This window comes from Streptomyces sp. NPDC037421 (genome assembly GCF_055602105.1).
Genome location: NZ_JBVJWV010000002.1, coordinates 386,722 through 403,439 on the forward strand (window position 1 = coordinate 386,722; position 16,718 = coordinate 403,439).

The window sequence follows — 16,718 nt, forward strand, 5'->3', positions numbered from 1 at the left end:
CGGCCGTGCGGTTCGGCGGGCCTGGAGTACCTGAATGTGGCGCGCTGGGAGATTAACGCGCTCCCCCCCCCCCCCCCCTCCCCCCCCTCCCCCCCCCCCTCCCCCCCCCCCCTCCCCCCCCCCCCCCCCCCCCCCGGGGTCAGGGGGTTTCGGTGGCGGGTGCGCCGGCGGGAGCCGCCGGGGCCCGCTCCTCGCGGGCTCGCGCGGCCCGCAGCGTGTCCTGCGGCCTCTTGACGGCGAGGTAGAGCAGGCCGGCGGTGATCACCGCTCCGATGCCCAGCAGGCCGGCCCAGATCTGGTACCAGGGGGCTCCCGGCGGGGCCAGGACCGTGCGCGGCCAGCAGACGTTGGCCACCTCGAAGGCGGTCCAGAGCACGGCCAGCACGTTGAGGAAGGTGCCCTTGCGGCCGAGCCGGATGTGCCCGGACGGGACCCACGTGCCGCGCAGCCGGGCGATCAGCGCGGCCAGGGTCACCAGGAAGAACGGCAGGAAGGTGGCCGCGGTGCCGAAGGCGATCAGGCTGCCGATGGCGGTGGCGTTCAGGCCCAGCAGCAGGCCGGTGCAGGAGACCAGGGTGGAGGCGATCAGGCCGCCGATGGGGGCCTGGCGCCGGTTGACCCGCCGGACCTGCCGGGAGAAGGGGAACACCCCGTCCCGGGCCAGCGAGTACACCCCGCGGGCGGCGCCGGCCTGGGAGGCCATGGCGCAGGCGAGGAAGCCGACCAGGACCACCGCCACGAAGGGCTTGTCGGACCAGGAGCCGAAGGCCGTGACCACGGCGGTGGTCACCGGGTCGAGGTCCTCGCCGGCGACGACGGCCCGCGGGTCCGGGTGGGCCAGGGCGACCGCCACCGCGTTGAGGATGACGACCAGGCCGACGCTGAGCAGGGCCCACCACATGGCGCGCGGCACCTGGCGCCCGGCGTCCTTGGTCTCCTCGGCGGTCGAGACGCAGGCGTCGAACCCGATGAAGCCCCAGCCGGCGACGGCGAGGACGGCGAGGAACGCCGTCACGGTCGAACCCCCGGACAGCTCCTCGGCGCCGAGGGTCTCGGTGAACATCGAGAAGCCGTGCTCGCGGAAGAACAGCAGCAGGGTGAAGCCGACGAGCACGGAGGCGACGGCCTCGGCGGCTATGCCCAGCGAGACGAACCAGCTCAGGATCCGGATCCCGTAGGCGTTGACCAGCATGCAGGCCACCAGGATCCCGGCGGCGACCGCGACCAGGGCGCCCGGCGAGGGGACCACCCCGATGAGGGCGAAGACCCAGGGGGCCGCCAGGTACGCCACGGTGGTGTTGCCGAACATCACCGCGAACTGCCAGACCCAGCCGCTCATCCAGCCGAACGACGGACCCAGCAGCCGCCGGCCCCACTGGTAGGGGCCGCCGGCCAGCGGCCACTGGGAGGCCAGCTCGGAGTAGACGTTGACCACCAGGCACTGCCCGAGCAGGACGATCGGCAGAGCCCACACCCAGGCGGGCCCGGCGATCATCGTGCCGACCATCGAGACGGCGTAGAGCGCGACCACGGGCGAGACCACGGCGAAGCCCATGGCGATGTTCCCGAGGACGCCGAGGCTGCGGTTGAGCTCCTGCTCGTAGCCCAGGTCGCTCAGGCGGGCGGCGTCCGTGTCCCGCGGGACGTCCGGGCCGGGGGCGAGGGGGGAAAGGTCTGGCATGCGCACCTCTGGAGGAGGGGGGAGCGCCGGCGCCCGCACCCGGGCGGGCCCGGAGTGCTCCGGAACGTAAATCTAACGTTGTTAGGTATCGGGAATGCGGGGACCATAACCCGCCCCGGACCTCTTGGGAAGCCCTCCGTACGGGTAACCTGGCGGCGGAAAAACGAGGGGGATCACCGTGGGCCGACCCAACCAGCCACTGCTCAACCGCGGGATCATCGCGCGCGCGGCCCTCGGACTCCTCGACGAGGAGGGCCCCCAGGCCCTGAAGATGCGCACCCTGGCCGACCGCCTCGGCGTGCGCGGGGCCTCGCTCTACCACCACGTCGCCTCCAAGGACGACGTGCTCGACGCGGTCTCGGAGCTGATCAACGAAGAGATCGACCTGAGCCCGCTCGGCGATCCGCGGTGGCGCGAGGGGATCGCCGCCTACGCCCGGGGCTACCGGCAGGTCTACCTCCGCCACCCCAACGCGATCGCCCCGGCGGCCCGGCGCCAGGTGGCGGCCGACAAGGCGCTGCGCGGATACGACGCGCTGCTCGCCGCGCTCGTCCGGGCCGGCTGCACCCCGGCCCGGGCGGCCGAGGCGGCCGCCGCCGTCGACTACCTGGTCCTCGGCTCGGCGCTGGAGACCTTCACGGCGGGATTCGGCCGGGCCCCCGCCGACTACCGCCCCGACTACCCGGCCCTGGCCGACGCGCTCACCGGCGCCGCCGCCACGGACTCCGGCCTGGCCGCGCTCGACGACCGCGGCTTCGAGCTCGGCCTCGGCCTCCTCCTGGACGGCCTCGCCGCCCAGCTGGAAACCCCCTGAGCCGCCGCCGTTCCGGGCGGGGTTACGCGAACCGGGCCAGCAGGGCCGGGAGGGCGGTGCCGATCGGCTCGCGGACCAGCTCGTCCGCCAGCGGGTCGTACGGGGTCTCCTCCGCGTTGACGATGATCAGCCGCGCCCCCGCCTCGGCCGCCATCCCGGCGAGCGAGGCGGCCGGCTGGACCTGGAGGGTCGACCCGACGGCGATGAAGACCTCGCACCCCTTGGCCACGGCCACCGCCCGCGCGAGCACCTCGGTGTCCAGGTGCTCGCCGAACATCACCGTCGCCGTCTTCAGGATCCCGCCGCACGCCAGGCAGGCGGGATCGGGTTCCCCGGCGGCCACCCGGGCCAGCGCCTGCGCCGTCCCCGAACGGGCGCCGCAGCGGGTGCAGACCACCTCCCGGGCCGTCCCGTGCAGCTCGAACACCTTCCGCGCGGGCATCCCGGCGAGCTGGTGCAGGCCGTCCACGTTCTGCGTGATCACCCGTACCGGAGTGCCGGAGCGCTCCAGCCCGGCCACCGCCAGGTGCGCCGCGTTCGGCCGGGGAGAGAGGGACCAGAGCTCGGAGCGCATCAGCCAGGACCGGCGGCGGATCTCCGGGTCGGCCATGTAGTACTCGTACGTCACGAGCTTCTCGGCGTCCGGATCGGCGCGCCACAACCCCTGCGGCCCCCGGTAGTCCGGAATCCCGGAATCGGTCGACATCCCGGCCCCACTGAACACTGCGACGAGCGGCTTCCCCATGCGCCGACCCTACGCAGAACCGCCCCGGCGCGGCGAACGCATTGCCGTCCCGGCCGGCCCGCGGGGCGCGCGGGGCCGGTCGGCGCAGGGGGAGGGGCGTTTCTGCGGTGAATCTCCACGTCCACCGGAGTGAGCCCGCGCCGCGCCCCTGACCGTCGGCGGGAACGGGCGGCTACAAACCGGACATGACGCTCATCCCATACCGCCCGGGCGCCCTGCTGCTCGTACTGTCCGCCGCGCTGTTCCCCCTGGTCGCGTCGTCGGTCCCGGCAGCCGCCCTCGCCGACCCGGTGCCGCGATGGCCCCTCCACCGCCACCACGGTCACCACCACCACACCGCCGAGGAGATCACCACCTTCCTCACCGCCTTCTACGGGGACCACGGCCCCTCCGCGCGGGACCGCAGCCAGCGGATCTCGCAGCAGCTGAAGGAGAAACAGGCCCACAGCCCGGACGCCGACGTCGTGCTCTGCGCCCAGGGCGTCCCGCGGGACATCGCCATCGGCCCGGCCACGGTGGCGCAGGCGGCCGGCGTCGGCTGGGCCACCGTCACCACCACCTGGGACACCGGCGCCACCGACACCTTCACCGCGTACGTCCGCCTCGACTCCCGTCCGATCGCACTCGACGACGTGATCTGCGCGGGCTGATCACTATCGTGGGGGAGTGAACACGACCACCACCGTCCTCTACTGCCACGATCCGCTGCACGAACGCCGGGCCGACGCCCACTTCGCGGCCGAGGCCCGGCAGTTGCGGGCCGCCGGCGGGGCCGTCGCGCTCGTCGACCACGACGCCCTGCTGGCCGGGGACGCCGGGCGGGCGGTGGCCCGGGTCCCCGCCGGGGCCGGAGCCGTCTGGTACCGGGGCTGGATGGTCCCCGCCGAGCGGTACGCCGCCCTCGACGCGGCCCTGCGCGGGCGCGGCGCCCGGCTCGCCGTCACCCCCGAGGCCTACCGGCGGGCCCATGAACTCCCCGGCTGGTACGAGACGTTCGCCGGGCTCACCCCCGCCAGCCGCTGGCTGCCCGCCGCGCCGGGCGAGTGCCCGGACGGGGAGCGGCTCGCGGCCCTCGCCGCCGACCTCCCGGCCGGGGCGGGCATCGTCAAGGACTACGTGAAGTCCCGCAAGCACGAGTGGCGCGAGGCCTGCCACCTCCCCGATCTCGCCGACCGCCCCGCCGTGCACCGCGTGGTGAGCCGGTTCGTCGAACTCCAGGACGAGTTCCTCGCGGGCGGGATCGTCCTGCGCGCCTTCGAGCGCTTCACCGGTCCCGAGGTCCGCGTCTGGTGGCGCGACGGGGAACCCCGGCTGGTGACCCCCCATCCGGACCAGCCCGAGTCCGCCGCCACGCTCCCCGGCACCGCCCTGGAACCGGTCCGGGCGGCCGTCGGGGCGCTCGGCTGCCGCTTCGTCACCACCGACCTCGCGCTGCGCGAGGACGGGGTCTGGCGCGTCGTCGAGGTGGGCGACGGCCAGGTCAGCGACCTGCACCCGGCGGTCGACCCGGCGGCCCTCGCCGCGCTGCTGACGGCCGGTTAGCGCTCCTGCGCACGCCCCCGGCGTTCTGGTACAACACCGCGCATGACGGGATTCGAGATCACCGGCGCGAGCGCCGCCGACATGGAACTGCTGCGTACCTGGGCGGACCTGGAGGGCTGGAACCCGGGGGACGGCGACCGCTTCGCCTTCGCGGTCGCCGACCCGGACGGCTTCCTGGTCGGGCGCCGGGACGGGGAGCCGGTGGCCTGCATCTCCGCCGTCCGCTACGGCTCCGGGTTCGGCTTCATCGGCTTCTACATCGCCCGGCCCGACGTACGCGGCCAGGGTTACGGCATCCGGCTGTGGCAGGCCGGGATGGACCGGCTCCACGGGCGGCTCGTCGGACTCGACGGGGTGGTCGAGCAGCAGGACAACTACCGAAAGTCCGGCTTCCGTCCAGCCTGGACCAACATGCGCTACGAGGGCGTGCCCAGGGCCGCCGGGGCCGCCGGGGCCGGCGCGGACGACGGCGTGGAGATCGTGGACGCGGCCTCGCTGCCCTTCGCGCGGCTCGCCGCCTACGACCGCCGCTTCTTCCCGGAGCAGCGGGACGCCTTCCTCGCCGCCTGGACCTCGCTGCCCGGCAGGACCGCGCTCGCGGCCGTCCGGGACGGCCGGATCGAGGGACTCGGGGTGGTCCGCCCCTGTAGCGGCGCCTCCCGCATCGGCCCGCTCTACGCCGCCGCCCCGCAGACGGCCGCCGCCCTCGTCCGGAGGCTCGCCGAGCACGCCCCCGGCGGGGAGGTGGCCGTGGACGTGCCCGACGCGAATCCGGCGGCGGCAGCGGTGGCCACCGGCCTGGGGCTGGCCCCGTCCTTCGAAACGGCCCGCATGTACACCGGCCCGGCGCCGGAGGTCGAGCTGGCCGGGCTGTACGGGGTCACCAGTCTCGAACTGGGCTGAGCGGCCCCTCCCTGGGGCCGGACGGCGGCCGGACGGCGGTCGCACGGCGCCGCCCGGCCGGGCCCGGGGCCGGTGCTCCTCAGATGCCGAAGAGCACCCCGGTGGTGCTGCGCAGCCCGCAGGGGTTGCCGAAGGTGTACGTGTAGCTCAGCCGGCGGCCCTGCCACACGCCCTCGGCGGTGACGGTCACCGGGTTCCACTCCCTGGTGCACGCGGTGTCCGGCCGGGGAGCGGCGAGGGCGTCCAGCGAGGCCCCGGTGGCCCGCAGCTCGGCGCAGGCCGCCGCCGGGTCGGGGTGCGTGCCGCCCGGCCTCGGCGCGCACACCAGCGTGGCCGCGCGCAGCACCGTCCCGTTGACGGTGTCCTCCCCGGCCGTCACGCTGACCACGAGCGCGGACGGCGAGTACAGGCTCTGCGTTCCGGTCGGCGCCGCGTCGGCGGCTCCGGTCCCGGCCAGCGCGGTGAGGGCGGTGAGGGCCATTGCTCCGGAAGCCAGTCCCAGACTCCTGGTGATGGACCGCATTTCGAACACTCCTCGGCTCGGGGTTTCGGATAACGGACGGGAGTCTTGCTCATCCGGAGCGGGAACGCCCGTTCGTACCGCCATTTCTCGTCACCGATCGTGAGCGAATGAGTGCAGTCCGCAGCCGCCTCCGTCCGTCCCGCGCCGCCGTGACCTGTGAAGGAGGAATTCCGGGAAACGGCCGAACACCCTTCCCCGAAAGGTTTGGAGCGCGCCCTCAGTGGCCCGCCCCCGTGCGCGGGGAGTAGAGGTCGAGGAGCCGGGTGCGGGTCTGCTGGAGCCGGACGGCGAGGACCCTTCCGACCCAGTGGCCGATCGCGGAGCCGAAGGCGGGATCGGCGTCCATCAGCATCCGGACGGTCGCCCCGTCGAACTCGTAGGCGCGTACCGGGGTCATGGCCTCGGCGCTCAGCTGCCACACGTACGGCGGGAACAGCCACGACCAGCCCACGAGCTCCCCGGGGCCGAGGCTTTCGACGGGCGCGGGCGTGCGGCGGCCGGGCAGCGGGATCTCCAGGGTCACCGTGCCGGAGCGCACGATCCAGAAGGTCCGCGCCGGGCCGCCCTCGTCGAAGAGCCGCGCGCCCTCGGGGAGGTTGACCTCACGGGCGTGCGACATCAGCCGGCCGCGGTGCTCGGCCGACAGGACGGCGGCGATCCTGATGGGGGAAGGTGTGCTCACGACGGCCTCCGATCACGACCCCCCACAAGCCTCTGGTCTCCCCAGTGTCGCCGACCGGCGCCCGGATCAGGGCATGCCGCGGTACGGGTACGGTCGGTCGTCCGCCGTCCACCCAGGGTGGTGGACGGCGGGCGGGGTTGCCCCGGAGCGTCGCCCGTACCCCGGCGGAAGAAACCCCTCCGGTGGCTGCCGGCGCCTACTCCTCGGCATTGGCCTCGAGGCAGGCCAGCTCCATCGCGTCGAGCACCGCCTCGTGGCTGCGCCCGCTCAGCTCCGCGACGTTCTCGATCTGTGCCGTAGCCCACGCGGCCAGCGTCATCACCAGCACCCGCAGCCCGTCCGTGCCGTGGTCGTCCAGGATCGCGTCCGCGACCGTCATGGCGTCCTCCGGCACCTGCTCCGGCGGCTCCAGCCCGGCGAGACCGCGCAGCATCGCCAGGGTGCGGCGGGAGATCTCCGGCGTGATCCTCGCCAGCCGCATGTCCTCGTCGTCGTCCATCAGCCCCGCCCTCCCGTTGCCGGCCCTGCCCCTCAGGGCACGGTAGAGGCGTACGGCCGCGCGCGGGGCGGTTTTGGCCAGGTGGCCGCGTGTGAAGGGATGGCCCGCGCTTGCCGGAATTGACGCCTCCGCTGTCGGGGGCACCCGTCGGGCCGGCTCCCGTGCCTTCCGTCCGGTGCGACCGGCCGGTAACTTGTCCGCCGCAGCCGCCCGGAGCGGGCGGCCGGAGCGGGCGGGAGCGAGATGAAGAGCCTTGTACGGGTGCTGCTGAGCGTGCTGTTCCTGGCGGGCGGAGCCCTGCCGGCCGCCGCGGCCCCCGCAGCGCCCCCGGCCCGCCCGGCCACACCGGCCGCCCCGGCGGCCGACACCGCCTGGACGCCCCCGCTCTCGACCCGGGGCCGCTATATTGTCGACGCCCGGGGCGAGCGCTTCCGGCTGCGGTCCGGCAACTGGGACGGCGCCCAGGGCTCCTGGAACGGCTCCGGCGACCGCACCGACCCCGCCACCCACCACAGCGGCCAGGACTCCCACGGCATCCCGCTCGGCCTCGACCGGGTCCCGGTCCCCGCGCTGCTCGCGGACTTCCGCGCCCTCGGGCTCAACAGCGTCCGGCTGCCCTTCTCCAACGAGATGCTGCACACCGCCACCCCCGTGCCGGACGCGGCCGTCGCTGCCAACCCGGCCCTGCGGGGCCGCACCCCGCTCCAGGTCTTCGACGCCGTCGTCGCCGCCCTGACCGACGCCGGCTTCGCCGTCATCCTCAACAACCACACCGGTACCACCCGCTGGTGCTGCGGCCTCGACGGCAACGAACGCTGGAACAGCGGCCGTTCCACCGCCCAGTGGGCCGACGACTGGGTGTCCGTCGCCCGCCGCTACCGCGACAACCCGCGCGTGGTCGGCGCCGACCTCTACAACGAGGTCCGCCGCGACACCTGGGACGACCCCAACTGGGGCCTCGGCGACGGCCACGACTGGCAGGCCGCCTCCCAGGAAGCCGCCGACCGGATCCTCACCGAGGCCAACCCGGACCTGCTCGTCGTCGTCGAGGGCATCAACTGGACCGGCATTCCCCTCGACGGCCTGCCGCACGAGCGCCCCACCCTCACCCCCGTGCGCACCCTGTCGCACACCCTCGCCGTCTCCGGCAAGCTCGTGTACTCCGCCCACTTCTACGGCTACACCGGCCCCCGCCACAGCGGCGCGACCGGCCTCGGCGAGACCCATGACCCCCGCTACCAGGACATGAGCCGGGCCCAGCTCGAACAGACCCTCTACGACCAGGCCTTCTTCGTCTCCGCCGAAACCGGCACCCACTTCACCGCCCCCGTCTGGATCAGCGAGTTCGGCATCGGCGCGGACGAGACGGGCGCCGCCCCGCGGGCCTGGTTCCAGAACTTCACCTCCTACCTGGCCGGCTCCGACGCCGACTTCGCGTACTGGCCGCTCGTCGGCTGGAGCACCACCGCCCAGGGCATCCCGGGCGGCGACAGCTGGGCCATGCTCCGCTACGACTCCACCGGCCGGCGCACCGGAGTCCTCGACCCCGCCGACTGGCGCACCGCCCCCTGGACCGCCCTGGCCACCGCCCCCGGCCGTACCGGGCCCGTCCCCGCCACCCCGGCCTGGTACCAGCTCAGCACCGGCCACCGGGACCACAACGCCTCCCTGCGCACGCGCGCCGCCGGGGACTGGGACAGCGGTGCCCGCAAGGCGGTCTGCCCGGACGGCGCCCGGCTGGCCGGCCTCGGCCACACCGGCGGGAGCGGCCTGTGCACCACCTCGGACCTGCGCGCGCCGGCCGGCGGCCACACGGTGGTCCGCGACGAGGCGTACGTCCCGCCGGGCGGGGACTGGGCCACCGGCTACACGAAACTCCAGTGCCCGGCGGGGCGGTTCCTGATCGGGTACAGCCTGCGCGGCGAGCGCGTCTCCGCCGCCCTGTGCGCCCCGGCCCGCACGGCCCTCCCGGCGGGCGCCGGCCGCACCCTCTGGTTCGACCGGGGTGACAACCGCCCGGCGGGCGCCGGCGGCGGCGACTTCGCCCGGGGCCACTACAAGGGCCAGTGCGCGTCCACCGAGTACGCGGCGGGCATCGCCTTCACCACCCGGGTCGGCTCACGCCCCTCGCCGGCGGCCCTGCTGTGCCGCCCGCTGCCCTGAGGGGCGTCCGGCGGATCAGGCCATGCCCTCCAGCAGCGCGGGGAGTTCGCGCATGTCGGTGAAGACCACCGTGCCCGGCCCCGCGAGCGCGGCCGCCGGGGTGAGCCCGCCCGCGTAGCCCAGCGAGCGCATGCCCGCCGCGCGCGCCGCCCGGACACCCGGAAGGCTGTCCTCGACGACCACGCACGCCGCCGGTTCGACTCCCATCCGCCGGGCCGCGTACAGGAAGACGTCCGGGGCGGGCTTGCCCCTCGGGACCTCGGTGGCGCTGTGGATGCGGCCCGCGAAGCGCTCGTACAGGCCCGTACGGCCGAGCGTGTGCCGCATCTTCTCGTGGGAGCCGCTGGAGGCGACGCAGGTCGCCAGGGAGATCCGGTCGAGGGCCTCGGGCAGCCCCTCGACGGGCGTCAGCCCCGCGTCCACCGCCTCGGCGTGCAGGACCGAGAAGCGCTCGTCCCACTCCCGGGCCGTCGCGGCCCCCAGCCGGGCCGCGACCTGCTCCCGCACGTGCGCACTGGAGCGGCCGATGAACCGCTCAATGACCTCGGCCTCGGTAAGCGGCCAGCCCAGCTCGGCGCCGAGGGCCACCTGTACGCGGGCCGCGATGGGCTCGCTGTCGACGAGTACGCCGTCGCAGTCGAATATCACCAGGCGGACGGGCTCAGTTGAAACGATCATGTTGGAAGGGTAGGCGACGGCTCCGGCACGCGGCCGGAACGCCCGGGGCGTCCGGGTCCTCGGAGGCCGCGGCGAACGAGGGGACGCCGCAGCTGCGGCTGACGTTCGCAGCGCCGTGACCGCGCTACGCCCGGCGGCCGTGGTGCACGTGCTCCAGCACCTGCCGGAGCAGGGCGGTGACGTGCTCGTCGTGCAGCTCGTAGACCACGCTGCGCCCGTCGCGGCGCCCGGCCACCAGATCGAGGTGGCGCAGCAGGCGCAGGTGGTTGGAGACGGTGGGCTGGCCGAGGCCGAGGGCCTCGGCCAGCTCTCCGACCGAGCAGGGAGCGTGCAGCAGCCGGGCCAGGATGCGGATCCGGGCGGGTGAGGCGAGGCCCTGCATGACCTCGGCGACCGCGGCCGCGTCGGGCTCGGTGAGCGTGGGTTCCACGGCTGGTTCCATGGGGGCACCTTAGATCGGGAGATCAGGACGTGCACACGTCTACATATTTCGATGTGTTGATATATTGATGTCATGAACGACGTGATGCGTGACGCCATGCGTGACGTGGCGAAGAAGGCCGGAGAGCGTGCGGAGCTGGTCAGCGCCCTGCTCGCCCTCACCGTCTACCTCACCGGGCTGACCCTCCGGCTGACCGGCAACGGCGGCCCCGCCGCCGAGGCGCTCTTCATGGCCGCCTACGTCTTCGGAGGGTTCTTCACCCTCCGCGAGGCGTTCGCCACCCTGCGCGAGGGCCGCTTCCAGGTCGACTTCCTGATGCTCGTCGCCGCGGCCGGAGCCGCCGCGATCGGCCGCTGGGAGGAGGGCGCCGTCCTCCTGGTCCTCTTCAGCCTCGGCCACGCCCTGGAGGAGTACGCCATGGGCCGCGCCCGGCGCTCGATCGAGGCCCTGGGCGCCCTCGCCCCCCGCACCGCCCTCGTCCAGCGCGGCGGCGCGGAGCCCGTCGAGGTGCCCGTCGAGGAGCTGGGCGTCGGGGACACCGTCCTGGTACGCCCGCACACCCGGGTCCCGGCCGACGGGTTCGTCGCCGCCGGCGACAGCAGCGTCGACCAGTCACCGATCACCGGCGAGAGCGTCCCCGCCGACAAGACCCCGGTGGCCGACCGCGCCGCCGCCCTCGCCGACCCCGCCGGTGCCGACCCGGGCAGCCGCGTCCACGCCGGCACCGTCAACGGCTCCGGCTCCCTGGAGGTCGTCGTCACCCGCCTCGCCGCGGACAACACCCTCGCCCGCGTGGTCCGGATGGTCCGGGACGCCGAGCAGCGCACCTCGCCCACCCAGCGGTTCACCGACCGCTTCCAGAAGGTCTTCGTTCCCGGGGTCCTCGTCCTCGTCGCCGCCCTGCTGGGATTCGGCGCCCTCGGCGGCGAGCCCTTCACCGACACCTTCTACCGCGCCATGGCCGTCCTCGTCGCCGCCAGCCCGTGCGCCCTCGCCATCGCCACCCCGGCCGCCGTCCTCAGCGCCGTGGGCCGCGCCGCCCGCGGGGGAGTGCTGGTCAAGGGCGGGGCGCCGCTGGAGGAGTTCGGCCGCCTGAGGACCCTCGCCTTCGACAAGACCGGCACCCTCACCGAGGGCCGCCCCCGCCTCACCGAGGCCGAGGCCGCCGACGGAGCAGGCCGCGAGGAACTGCTGCGCACGGCCCTCGCCACCCAGCGCCTCAGCGACCACCCCCTCGCCCAGGCCGTCGTACGGGACGCGCCGGCCCTGCTGGCGGGTACCCCGGCCGCCGCGGCCCCGGAAGCCGTGGGCCTCCGCGCCGTCATCGGCCGCGGGGTCAGCGCCGAACTCGACGGCGAGACCGTCCACATCGGCAGCCTCTCCTACGCCGACACCCTTTCCGGCCCGCCCGTACCGCCCGCCCTGCGCGAGCGCACGCAGGAGCTGGCGCGGACCGGCCGCACCACGATGCTGGTCCGCCGGGGCGACCGCTGGCTCGGCACCCTCGGCCTGATGGACGCCCCCCGCCCCGAGGCCGCCGAGGCCGTCGCCGCCCTGCGCGCGCTCGGGGTGACCCGCACCGTGATGCTCTCGGGCGACGACCAGCGCGTGGCCGACGCCGTGGCGCGCGAGGTCGGCATGGACGAGGCGCTCGGCGGCCTGATGCCGCAGGACAAGGTCACCGAGGTGGCCCGGCTGCGCCGCACCGCCCGTACCGCCATGATCGGCGACGGGGTCAACGACGCCCCCGCCATGGCCGGGGCCACGGTCGGAGTGGCCATGGGCGCGGCCGGCTCGGCCGTGGCCCTGGAAACGGCCGACATCGCCCTGATGTCCGACGACCTGCGCCGCCTCCCCTTCATCACCGGCCTCAGCCGCCGCGCGAGCCGGATCATCCGGCAGAACCTGTGGCTGAGCCTGGGCATCGTCGCCGTCCTCGTCCCGGCCACCGCGCTGGGCCTGGGCATCGGCCCGGCCGTCCTGGTCCACGAGGGGTCCACCCTGGTCGTCGTCGCCAACGCCCTCAGGCTGCTGCGCCACCCGGACCGGGCCTGACGCCCGGGGCGGGGCGCCGCAACCGGCTCCGCGCTCGTCTCCGGCCTGCCGCGTCACGGCAGGCCGGAGACGTCCGTGCCGGGAATCCCGTGTCCCGGATCATTGGCGGGGTCCGACCTCCAGGAAGCGGCGGCCGCGGGGTCCGCGGTAGAGGAGGCAGTCCCAGCCGTGCCGTTCCAGTTCCGCCGCGCAGGCCTTCAGGCGTTCCTGCTCCTCCCCGGCCGCGCCGCCCCCGGCCGGGCCGGTCCAGCCGACCTCCACCCGGTCCGCGCCGGCCGTCACCCGGTAGCCGGTCCGGGTCCGCCGCCCCGCGGTGTCCACCGCCGACGGCGGGAAGCCGGCCGCCTCCAGGACGAGGGCCACCGCGCGCGGCATCAGCCGCAGCTCCCAGGGGGCCGGCACCCCCGGCCCGCCGGCCAGCAGCCGGCGGATCTGCAACAGGCCCTCGTACGCCGTGCGCACCTCGGCCGCCCGGCCCGCGCCGGGCGCCGCTGGACCGTCGCCGGTCGCGGGTTCGAAGCCCTGGGGTTCCCTCTCCACCGCCGTCCTCCACCGTCTGAGTACCCGTGCCGGGCGGACTGAGTATCCGCCCCGATCCGCTGCCGCGGCGCCGCTGCTGGAATGACGGCATGAACACCTCGGCACCCGCAGCCCCCCGCCCGCGCCTCGGGCACGTGACCGCCGCCGGCTCCGCGCTCGCGGTCGCGCTGGTCCCGCTCGTCGTCGGCGTGCTGATCGCCAAGGGCGTCGCCGCCGACCCGCACGCCCCCGTCAACGCCCTGATCACCGGCGGCGGACAGCGCGCCGGCCTGCCCCGCGCCGAGTGGAGCCGGCGCGGGCACGGGGCGGTGCGCCGGCTGCGGACGGCCCGCCGGGGCACCGCCCGGCGCTGCGCGGCCGTCCGCGACCGCGGCCGCGCCCTCAGGAGGCCAGCGGCTCCTGGAGCTCGGTGACCCACTGGTCCCCGTCCTCGGGGCAGGCCAGGGTCAGCTCGCGGGCGTAGCCGGCCGAGCGGTGGCCGTTCGCGTCGATCCACCGGGCCAGGGCCTGCGCCGTCGGCAGTACGCCGTCCATCGCGCCCCGGTGCACCACGGTCGCCGCGCGCTCGACCCCGGGCAGTTCGACGATCCGCACCCCGGCCCCGAGGTCCCCGGCGAGGACCGCCGACGCCACCGGGAGCCCGGCGTGCACCAGGACCGATCCGGGCTCGCCGCCCGGAGCCTCCTCGTAGTAGGCCAGACCCGGACCGGTCGGAACCACCCCGGCGGTCTCGACGCGGCGGCACAGGTCCTCGTACAGAGGACCGATGACCGGTCCGATGTCCTGCGGGGCGTAGCTCGCGGCGACCCCGGTCAGTTCGGCCAGCCGCACCGGCGGCAGGCTCTTCACGACGATCTCGTCTGCGGGCATGGTTCCCTCGCTCTCGATGGTCCGGAGCCTCGTCTCGACCTGGACCAGGCGGGCCGCAGCCTCGGCCGCGGCCGTCTCCAGTTCCGCCCGGCGCAGCCGCAGCATCCCGCGCAGTTCCTCCGTGCCGACCTTCTCGTCGAGCACCGCTCCGACCTGTTCCAGGCTGAAGCCGAGCTCCTTGAGCGCGATGACGCGGTTGAGGCGGGCCAGCTGGCCCGCCTCGTACGCGCGGTAGCCGGTCACGGGGTCGACACGCGCCGGGCGCAGCAGTCCGAGCGCGTCGTAGTGGCGCAGCATGCGGACCGACACCCGGCCGTGCTTGGCGAAGTCTCCGATGGTGAACATGACGCCCTCCAGTGCACGGCCTGACACGGTGTGAGGGTCAAGTCTGCCCGGCCGGGAGATCCGGTCCGGTCAGCGGCCGTACTGGCGTACGCACAGGTCCACGATCGACGGCGGGACCGCCCCCTCCGCCGCCTCGCACAGCTCCTCGCCGCGCGGCACCCGCGGCACCCGCGGCGCGGGCCGTTCGGGGGGCCGTGCGTGCCGGGGCGCGGCGGGCTTGGCGGGCCGCTGCGCGGGCGGCCGGGCCCGGCGGGCGGGCGGCGGCACCGGCGGTCCCGGCTCCGGGGCCGCCGCCCCGGGCTCCGGGAGCTCGCCCAGCGGCAGGGGCGGCTCCGGCGGCGGATCGTGGGCGTGGCGCGCGCCGGTGACGTCCGGGGTGTCGGGGGCGTCAGGCGCGTCCGGCGCGTCCGCGGGCGGTACGGGGCCCCGTGGCGGGCCGGGGCCGCCGGACTCCGGGCCCACGGACACGCAGCCGGCACTCGCGAAGAGCGCGAGGAGGGAGAGGGGCAGGGCGGCCCGGCGTAACTGCATCCGACCACCATGCCGTAGTCCCGAGCCGCTCGGATCCGGGGGCTCACGCGTCCGGGTGACGCCGGAGACCGGGCCGGGTGTTGCCGAATCGATCCTTCAAGGGGTGGCCGGAAACGGCCCCAGCGGTCGCAGAATGGGCGGGAACGCGATCGGCACGGCACGGCAGTGCGGGCGACGGGGGAGGCGCGACCCCCGGGGTCCGGTGCCGCCGTGCCCCTCCCCGGACTCCGTCCGGGGGACCGCCAACCGTCCGCCCGCCTGCCGTACGGAGTGCCGAGCATGACCGAACCAGCCGCGTCCAGTGTTCCCGAACCCGCCCCGCCCGCCGAGCCGCCCCCCTCAGGGCGGAGCCCCCTCAAGGGATGGGCGGCCGTGGCGGCCGTCTCGCTGGGGATCTTCTGCCTGATCACCTCCGAGCTGCTGCCCATCGGGCTGCTCACCCCCGTCGGCGCCGCGCTCGGGGTCTCCGACGGCACCGCCGGGCTGATGGTCACCGTCCCCGGGCTCGTCGCCGGCTTCTGCGCGCCCCTCGTCACCGTCGGCGCCGCCCGGATGGACCGGCGGTACGTGCTCTGCACGCTGATCGCCCTGATGGCCGCCGCCAACCTCGCCGCCGCTTTCGCCCCGGACTTCACGGTGGTCCTGGCCGCCCGGCTGCTCGTCGGCATCAGCGTCGGCGGATTCTGGGCCATCGCGGGCGGGCTTGCCGTCCGGCTGGTCCCCGGACACCACGTCGGCCGGGCCACGGCCCTGATCTTCGGCGGGGTTCCGACCGCCTCCGTGCTCGGCGTCCCCGCGGGGACCCTCCTCGGCGAACTGGGCGGCTGGCGCACCGCCTTCGGGGCCGTCGGCGTCCTCGGCGCCCTCACCGCCGCCGCCCTGCTCCTGCTGCTCCCCGCACTGCCCCCGTCCGGGCCCGTCGCCTTCCGCGAACTGCCCGCCCTGCTGCGCCGCAACCGAGGGGTCCGGGCCGGAGTCGTCGTCACCTTCCTGGTGGTGACCGGCCAGTTCGCCGCCTACACCTTCGTCCGGCCCGTCCTGCGGGACGTCTCCGGCGTCGGCCCCGGCCTGGTCAGCACCCTGCTCCTCGGCTACGGCCTCGCCGGGGTCGCGGGCAACTTCCTGGCCGGGCCGCGCGACGCCCGCCGTACGCTGCTCACCGTCAGCGCCACCCTCACCGCCGTACTGGCGCTGATCGCCGTCGTGCCGGGAGCCGTCGCCGGGACCGCGCTGCTGCTGCTCTGGGGCCTGGTCTACGGCGGGGTCTCCGTCAGCCTGCAGCGCTGGATGCTCCAGGCCGCGCCCCGGGCCGCCGAGGCGGCCTCCTCCCTGATGGTGGCCATGTTCAACTTCGCCATCGCGGCGGGCGCCCTCGCCGGCGGGCTCGCGGTGGACGGCGTCTCCGTGCCGGCGGCCCCGCTCACCGGCGCGGTGCTGATGCTGGCGGCCGCCCTGACGGTGGCGGCCACGTCCCGCCGGGAACGGGACCGGGACCCCGCCGGCGGGGTCCCGGACCACCAGCCGGCGGCCCCCGCCCCCCTTGCCGGTCCGGCGTCGGAGCAGAACGGATGGATGGGGCGGAACGGACACCCGGCTTGACGAAGCGGTCGCGGACGGAAAGAGTCCGCTCAAGAGCCACCGAACGAGCCCCACTTCGGAGAAGTCCCACATGCCGATATCCGCCCGCGCCCCGTTGACCGTGCCG

The 16,718-nt window shown here is 75.3% G+C and carries 18 protein-coding genes; 8 read left to right on the plus strand and 10 right to left on the minus strand.

Annotation, left to right across the window (positions count from 1 at the left end; genetic code table 11):
* Positions 1-139: 139 nt before the first annotated feature.
* On the minus strand, positions 140-1,681 hold the full coding sequence (locus ACZ7IF_RS05225) for an APC family permease (protein ID WP_470963267.1): 1,542 nt from the start codon (positions 1,679-1,681) through the stop codon (positions 140-142).
* 178 nt (positions 1,682-1,859) lie between these two features.
* Here ACZ7IF_RS05225 and ACZ7IF_RS05230 point away from each other — a divergent pair, with 178 nt between their 5' ends.
* Entirely contained in the window at positions 1,860-2,495 is a 636-nt protein-coding gene (locus tag ACZ7IF_RS05230) for a TetR/AcrR family transcriptional regulator (RefSeq protein ID WP_470963270.1), read from the plus strand.
* A 22-nt stretch (positions 2,496-2,517) separates the two neighbouring features.
* On the opposite strand, the gene ACZ7IF_RS05235 is transcribed toward ACZ7IF_RS05230, so the two are convergent.
* Positions 2,518-3,240: an SIR2 family NAD-dependent protein deacylase gene (locus ACZ7IF_RS05235; protein ID WP_470963273.1), complete on the minus strand. Its 723-nt coding sequence runs from the start codon at positions 3,238-3,240 to the stop codon at positions 2,518-2,520.
* Between the two features lie 185 nt (positions 3,241-3,425).
* Here ACZ7IF_RS05235 and ACZ7IF_RS05240 point away from each other — a divergent pair, with 185 nt between their 5' ends.
* The 3 genes from ACZ7IF_RS05240 to ACZ7IF_RS05250 are packed head-to-tail and all read left to right on the plus strand — an operon-like array spanning position 3,426 to position 5,685.
* Positions 3,426-3,890 (plus strand): hypothetical protein, encoded by a 465-nt coding sequence (locus ACZ7IF_RS05240; RefSeq protein ID WP_470963276.1) that lies wholly within the window; start codon positions 3,426-3,428, stop codon positions 3,888-3,890.
* Positions 3,891-3,906: 16 nt separating this feature from the next.
* Positions 3,907-4,782: an ATP-grasp domain-containing protein gene (locus tag ACZ7IF_RS05245; RefSeq protein WP_470963279.1), complete on the plus strand. Its 876-nt coding sequence runs from the start codon at positions 3,907-3,909 to the stop codon at positions 4,780-4,782.
* A gap of 42 nt (positions 4,783-4,824) precedes the next feature.
* Positions 4,825-5,685 carry a GNAT family N-acetyltransferase gene (locus ACZ7IF_RS05250; RefSeq protein WP_470963282.1) on the plus strand — a complete coding sequence of 287 codons (861 nt, stop codon included), beginning with the start codon at positions 4,825-4,827 and terminating at the stop codon, positions 5,683-5,685.
* Positions 5,686-5,764: 79 nt separating this feature from the next.
* Here ACZ7IF_RS05250 and ACZ7IF_RS05255 read toward each other — a convergent pair whose 3' ends face one another.
* The 3 genes from ACZ7IF_RS05255 to ACZ7IF_RS05265 all read right to left on the minus strand — a co-directional run bounded on the left by ACZ7IF_RS05255 (position 5,765) and on the right by ACZ7IF_RS05265 (position 7,389).
* A complete protein-coding gene (locus ACZ7IF_RS05255) occupies positions 5,765-6,208 on the minus strand; it encodes a subtilase-type protease inhibitor (RefSeq protein WP_470963285.1) in 444 nt (147 codons plus the stop codon).
* Between the two features lie 217 nt (positions 6,209-6,425).
* Positions 6,426-6,890: a Crp/Fnr family transcriptional regulator gene (locus ACZ7IF_RS05260; protein WP_470963288.1), complete on the minus strand. Its 465-nt coding sequence runs from the start codon at positions 6,888-6,890 to the stop codon at positions 6,426-6,428.
* Between the two features lie 196 nt (positions 6,891-7,086).
* Positions 7,087-7,389 carry a hypothetical protein gene (locus tag ACZ7IF_RS05265; RefSeq protein ID WP_007262440.1) on the minus strand — a complete coding sequence of 101 codons (303 nt, stop codon included), beginning with the start codon at positions 7,387-7,389 and terminating at the stop codon, positions 7,087-7,089.
* A 243-nt stretch (positions 7,390-7,632) separates the two neighbouring features.
* Here ACZ7IF_RS05265 and ACZ7IF_RS05270 point away from each other — a divergent pair, with 243 nt between their 5' ends.
* Complete coding sequence (locus ACZ7IF_RS05270) at positions 7,633-9,552, plus strand: glycoside hydrolase family 5 protein (RefSeq protein WP_470963291.1); 1,920 nt, start codon at positions 7,633-7,635, stop codon at positions 9,550-9,552.
* Between the two features lie 15 nt (positions 9,553-9,567).
* Here ACZ7IF_RS05270 and ACZ7IF_RS05275 read toward each other — a convergent pair whose 3' ends face one another.
* Together ACZ7IF_RS05275 and ACZ7IF_RS05280 are read right to left on the minus strand one after the other, a co-directional pair.
* Positions 9,568-10,230, minus strand: a complete 663-nt coding sequence (locus ACZ7IF_RS05275; RefSeq protein WP_470963294.1) for an HAD family hydrolase — start codon at positions 10,228-10,230, stop codon at positions 9,568-9,570.
* Positions 10,231-10,354: 124 nt separating this feature from the next.
* Positions 10,355-10,672 carry an ArsR/SmtB family transcription factor gene (locus ACZ7IF_RS05280; protein WP_470963297.1) on the minus strand — a complete coding sequence of 106 codons (318 nt, stop codon included), beginning with the start codon at positions 10,670-10,672 and terminating at the stop codon, positions 10,355-10,357.
* 72 nt (positions 10,673-10,744) lie between these two features.
* On the opposite strand from ACZ7IF_RS05280, the gene ACZ7IF_RS05285 reads away from it, so the two are divergent.
* Positions 10,745-12,727 (plus strand): heavy metal translocating P-type ATPase, encoded by a 1,983-nt coding sequence (locus ACZ7IF_RS05285; RefSeq protein WP_470963300.1) that lies wholly within the window; start codon positions 10,745-10,747, stop codon positions 12,725-12,727.
* 99 nt (positions 12,728-12,826) lie between these two features.
* Here ACZ7IF_RS05285 and ACZ7IF_RS05290 read toward each other — a convergent pair whose 3' ends face one another.
* Positions 12,827-13,267 (minus strand): hypothetical protein, encoded by a 441-nt coding sequence (locus ACZ7IF_RS05290; protein WP_470963303.1) that lies wholly within the window; start codon positions 13,265-13,267, stop codon positions 12,827-12,829.
* Positions 13,268-13,356: 89 nt separating this feature from the next.
* Between ACZ7IF_RS05290 and ACZ7IF_RS05295 the strand changes: the two genes are divergently transcribed.
* Complete coding sequence (locus ACZ7IF_RS05295; RefSeq protein WP_470963306.1) at positions 13,357-13,680, plus strand: hypothetical protein; 324 nt, start codon at positions 13,357-13,359, stop codon at positions 13,678-13,680.
* Here the strand turns inward: ACZ7IF_RS05295 and ACZ7IF_RS05300 are convergent.
* Together ACZ7IF_RS05300 and ACZ7IF_RS05305 are read right to left on the minus strand one after the other, a co-directional pair.
* The gene (locus tag ACZ7IF_RS05300) at positions 13,649-14,482 is read right to left on the minus strand and encodes a MerR family transcriptional regulator (RefSeq protein WP_470963499.1); all 834 of its coding nucleotides are present in this window, start codon (positions 14,480-14,482) and stop codon (positions 13,649-13,651) included. The two genes, ACZ7IF_RS05295 and ACZ7IF_RS05300, sit on opposite strands and share 32 nt — an antisense overlap.
* A gap of 69 nt (positions 14,483-14,551) precedes the next feature.
* Positions 14,552-15,013, minus strand: coding sequence for a hypothetical protein (locus tag ACZ7IF_RS05305; RefSeq protein WP_470963309.1), 462 nt, complete (start codon positions 15,011-15,013; stop codon positions 14,552-14,554).
* A 279-nt stretch (positions 15,014-15,292) separates the two neighbouring features.
* On the opposite strand from ACZ7IF_RS05305, the gene ACZ7IF_RS05310 reads away from it, so the two are divergent.
* Complete coding sequence (locus ACZ7IF_RS05310; RefSeq protein ID WP_470963312.1) at positions 15,293-16,612, plus strand: MFS transporter; 1,320 nt, start codon at positions 15,293-15,295, stop codon at positions 16,610-16,612.
* The last annotated feature ends 106 nt before the right edge of the window (positions 16,613-16,718 follow it).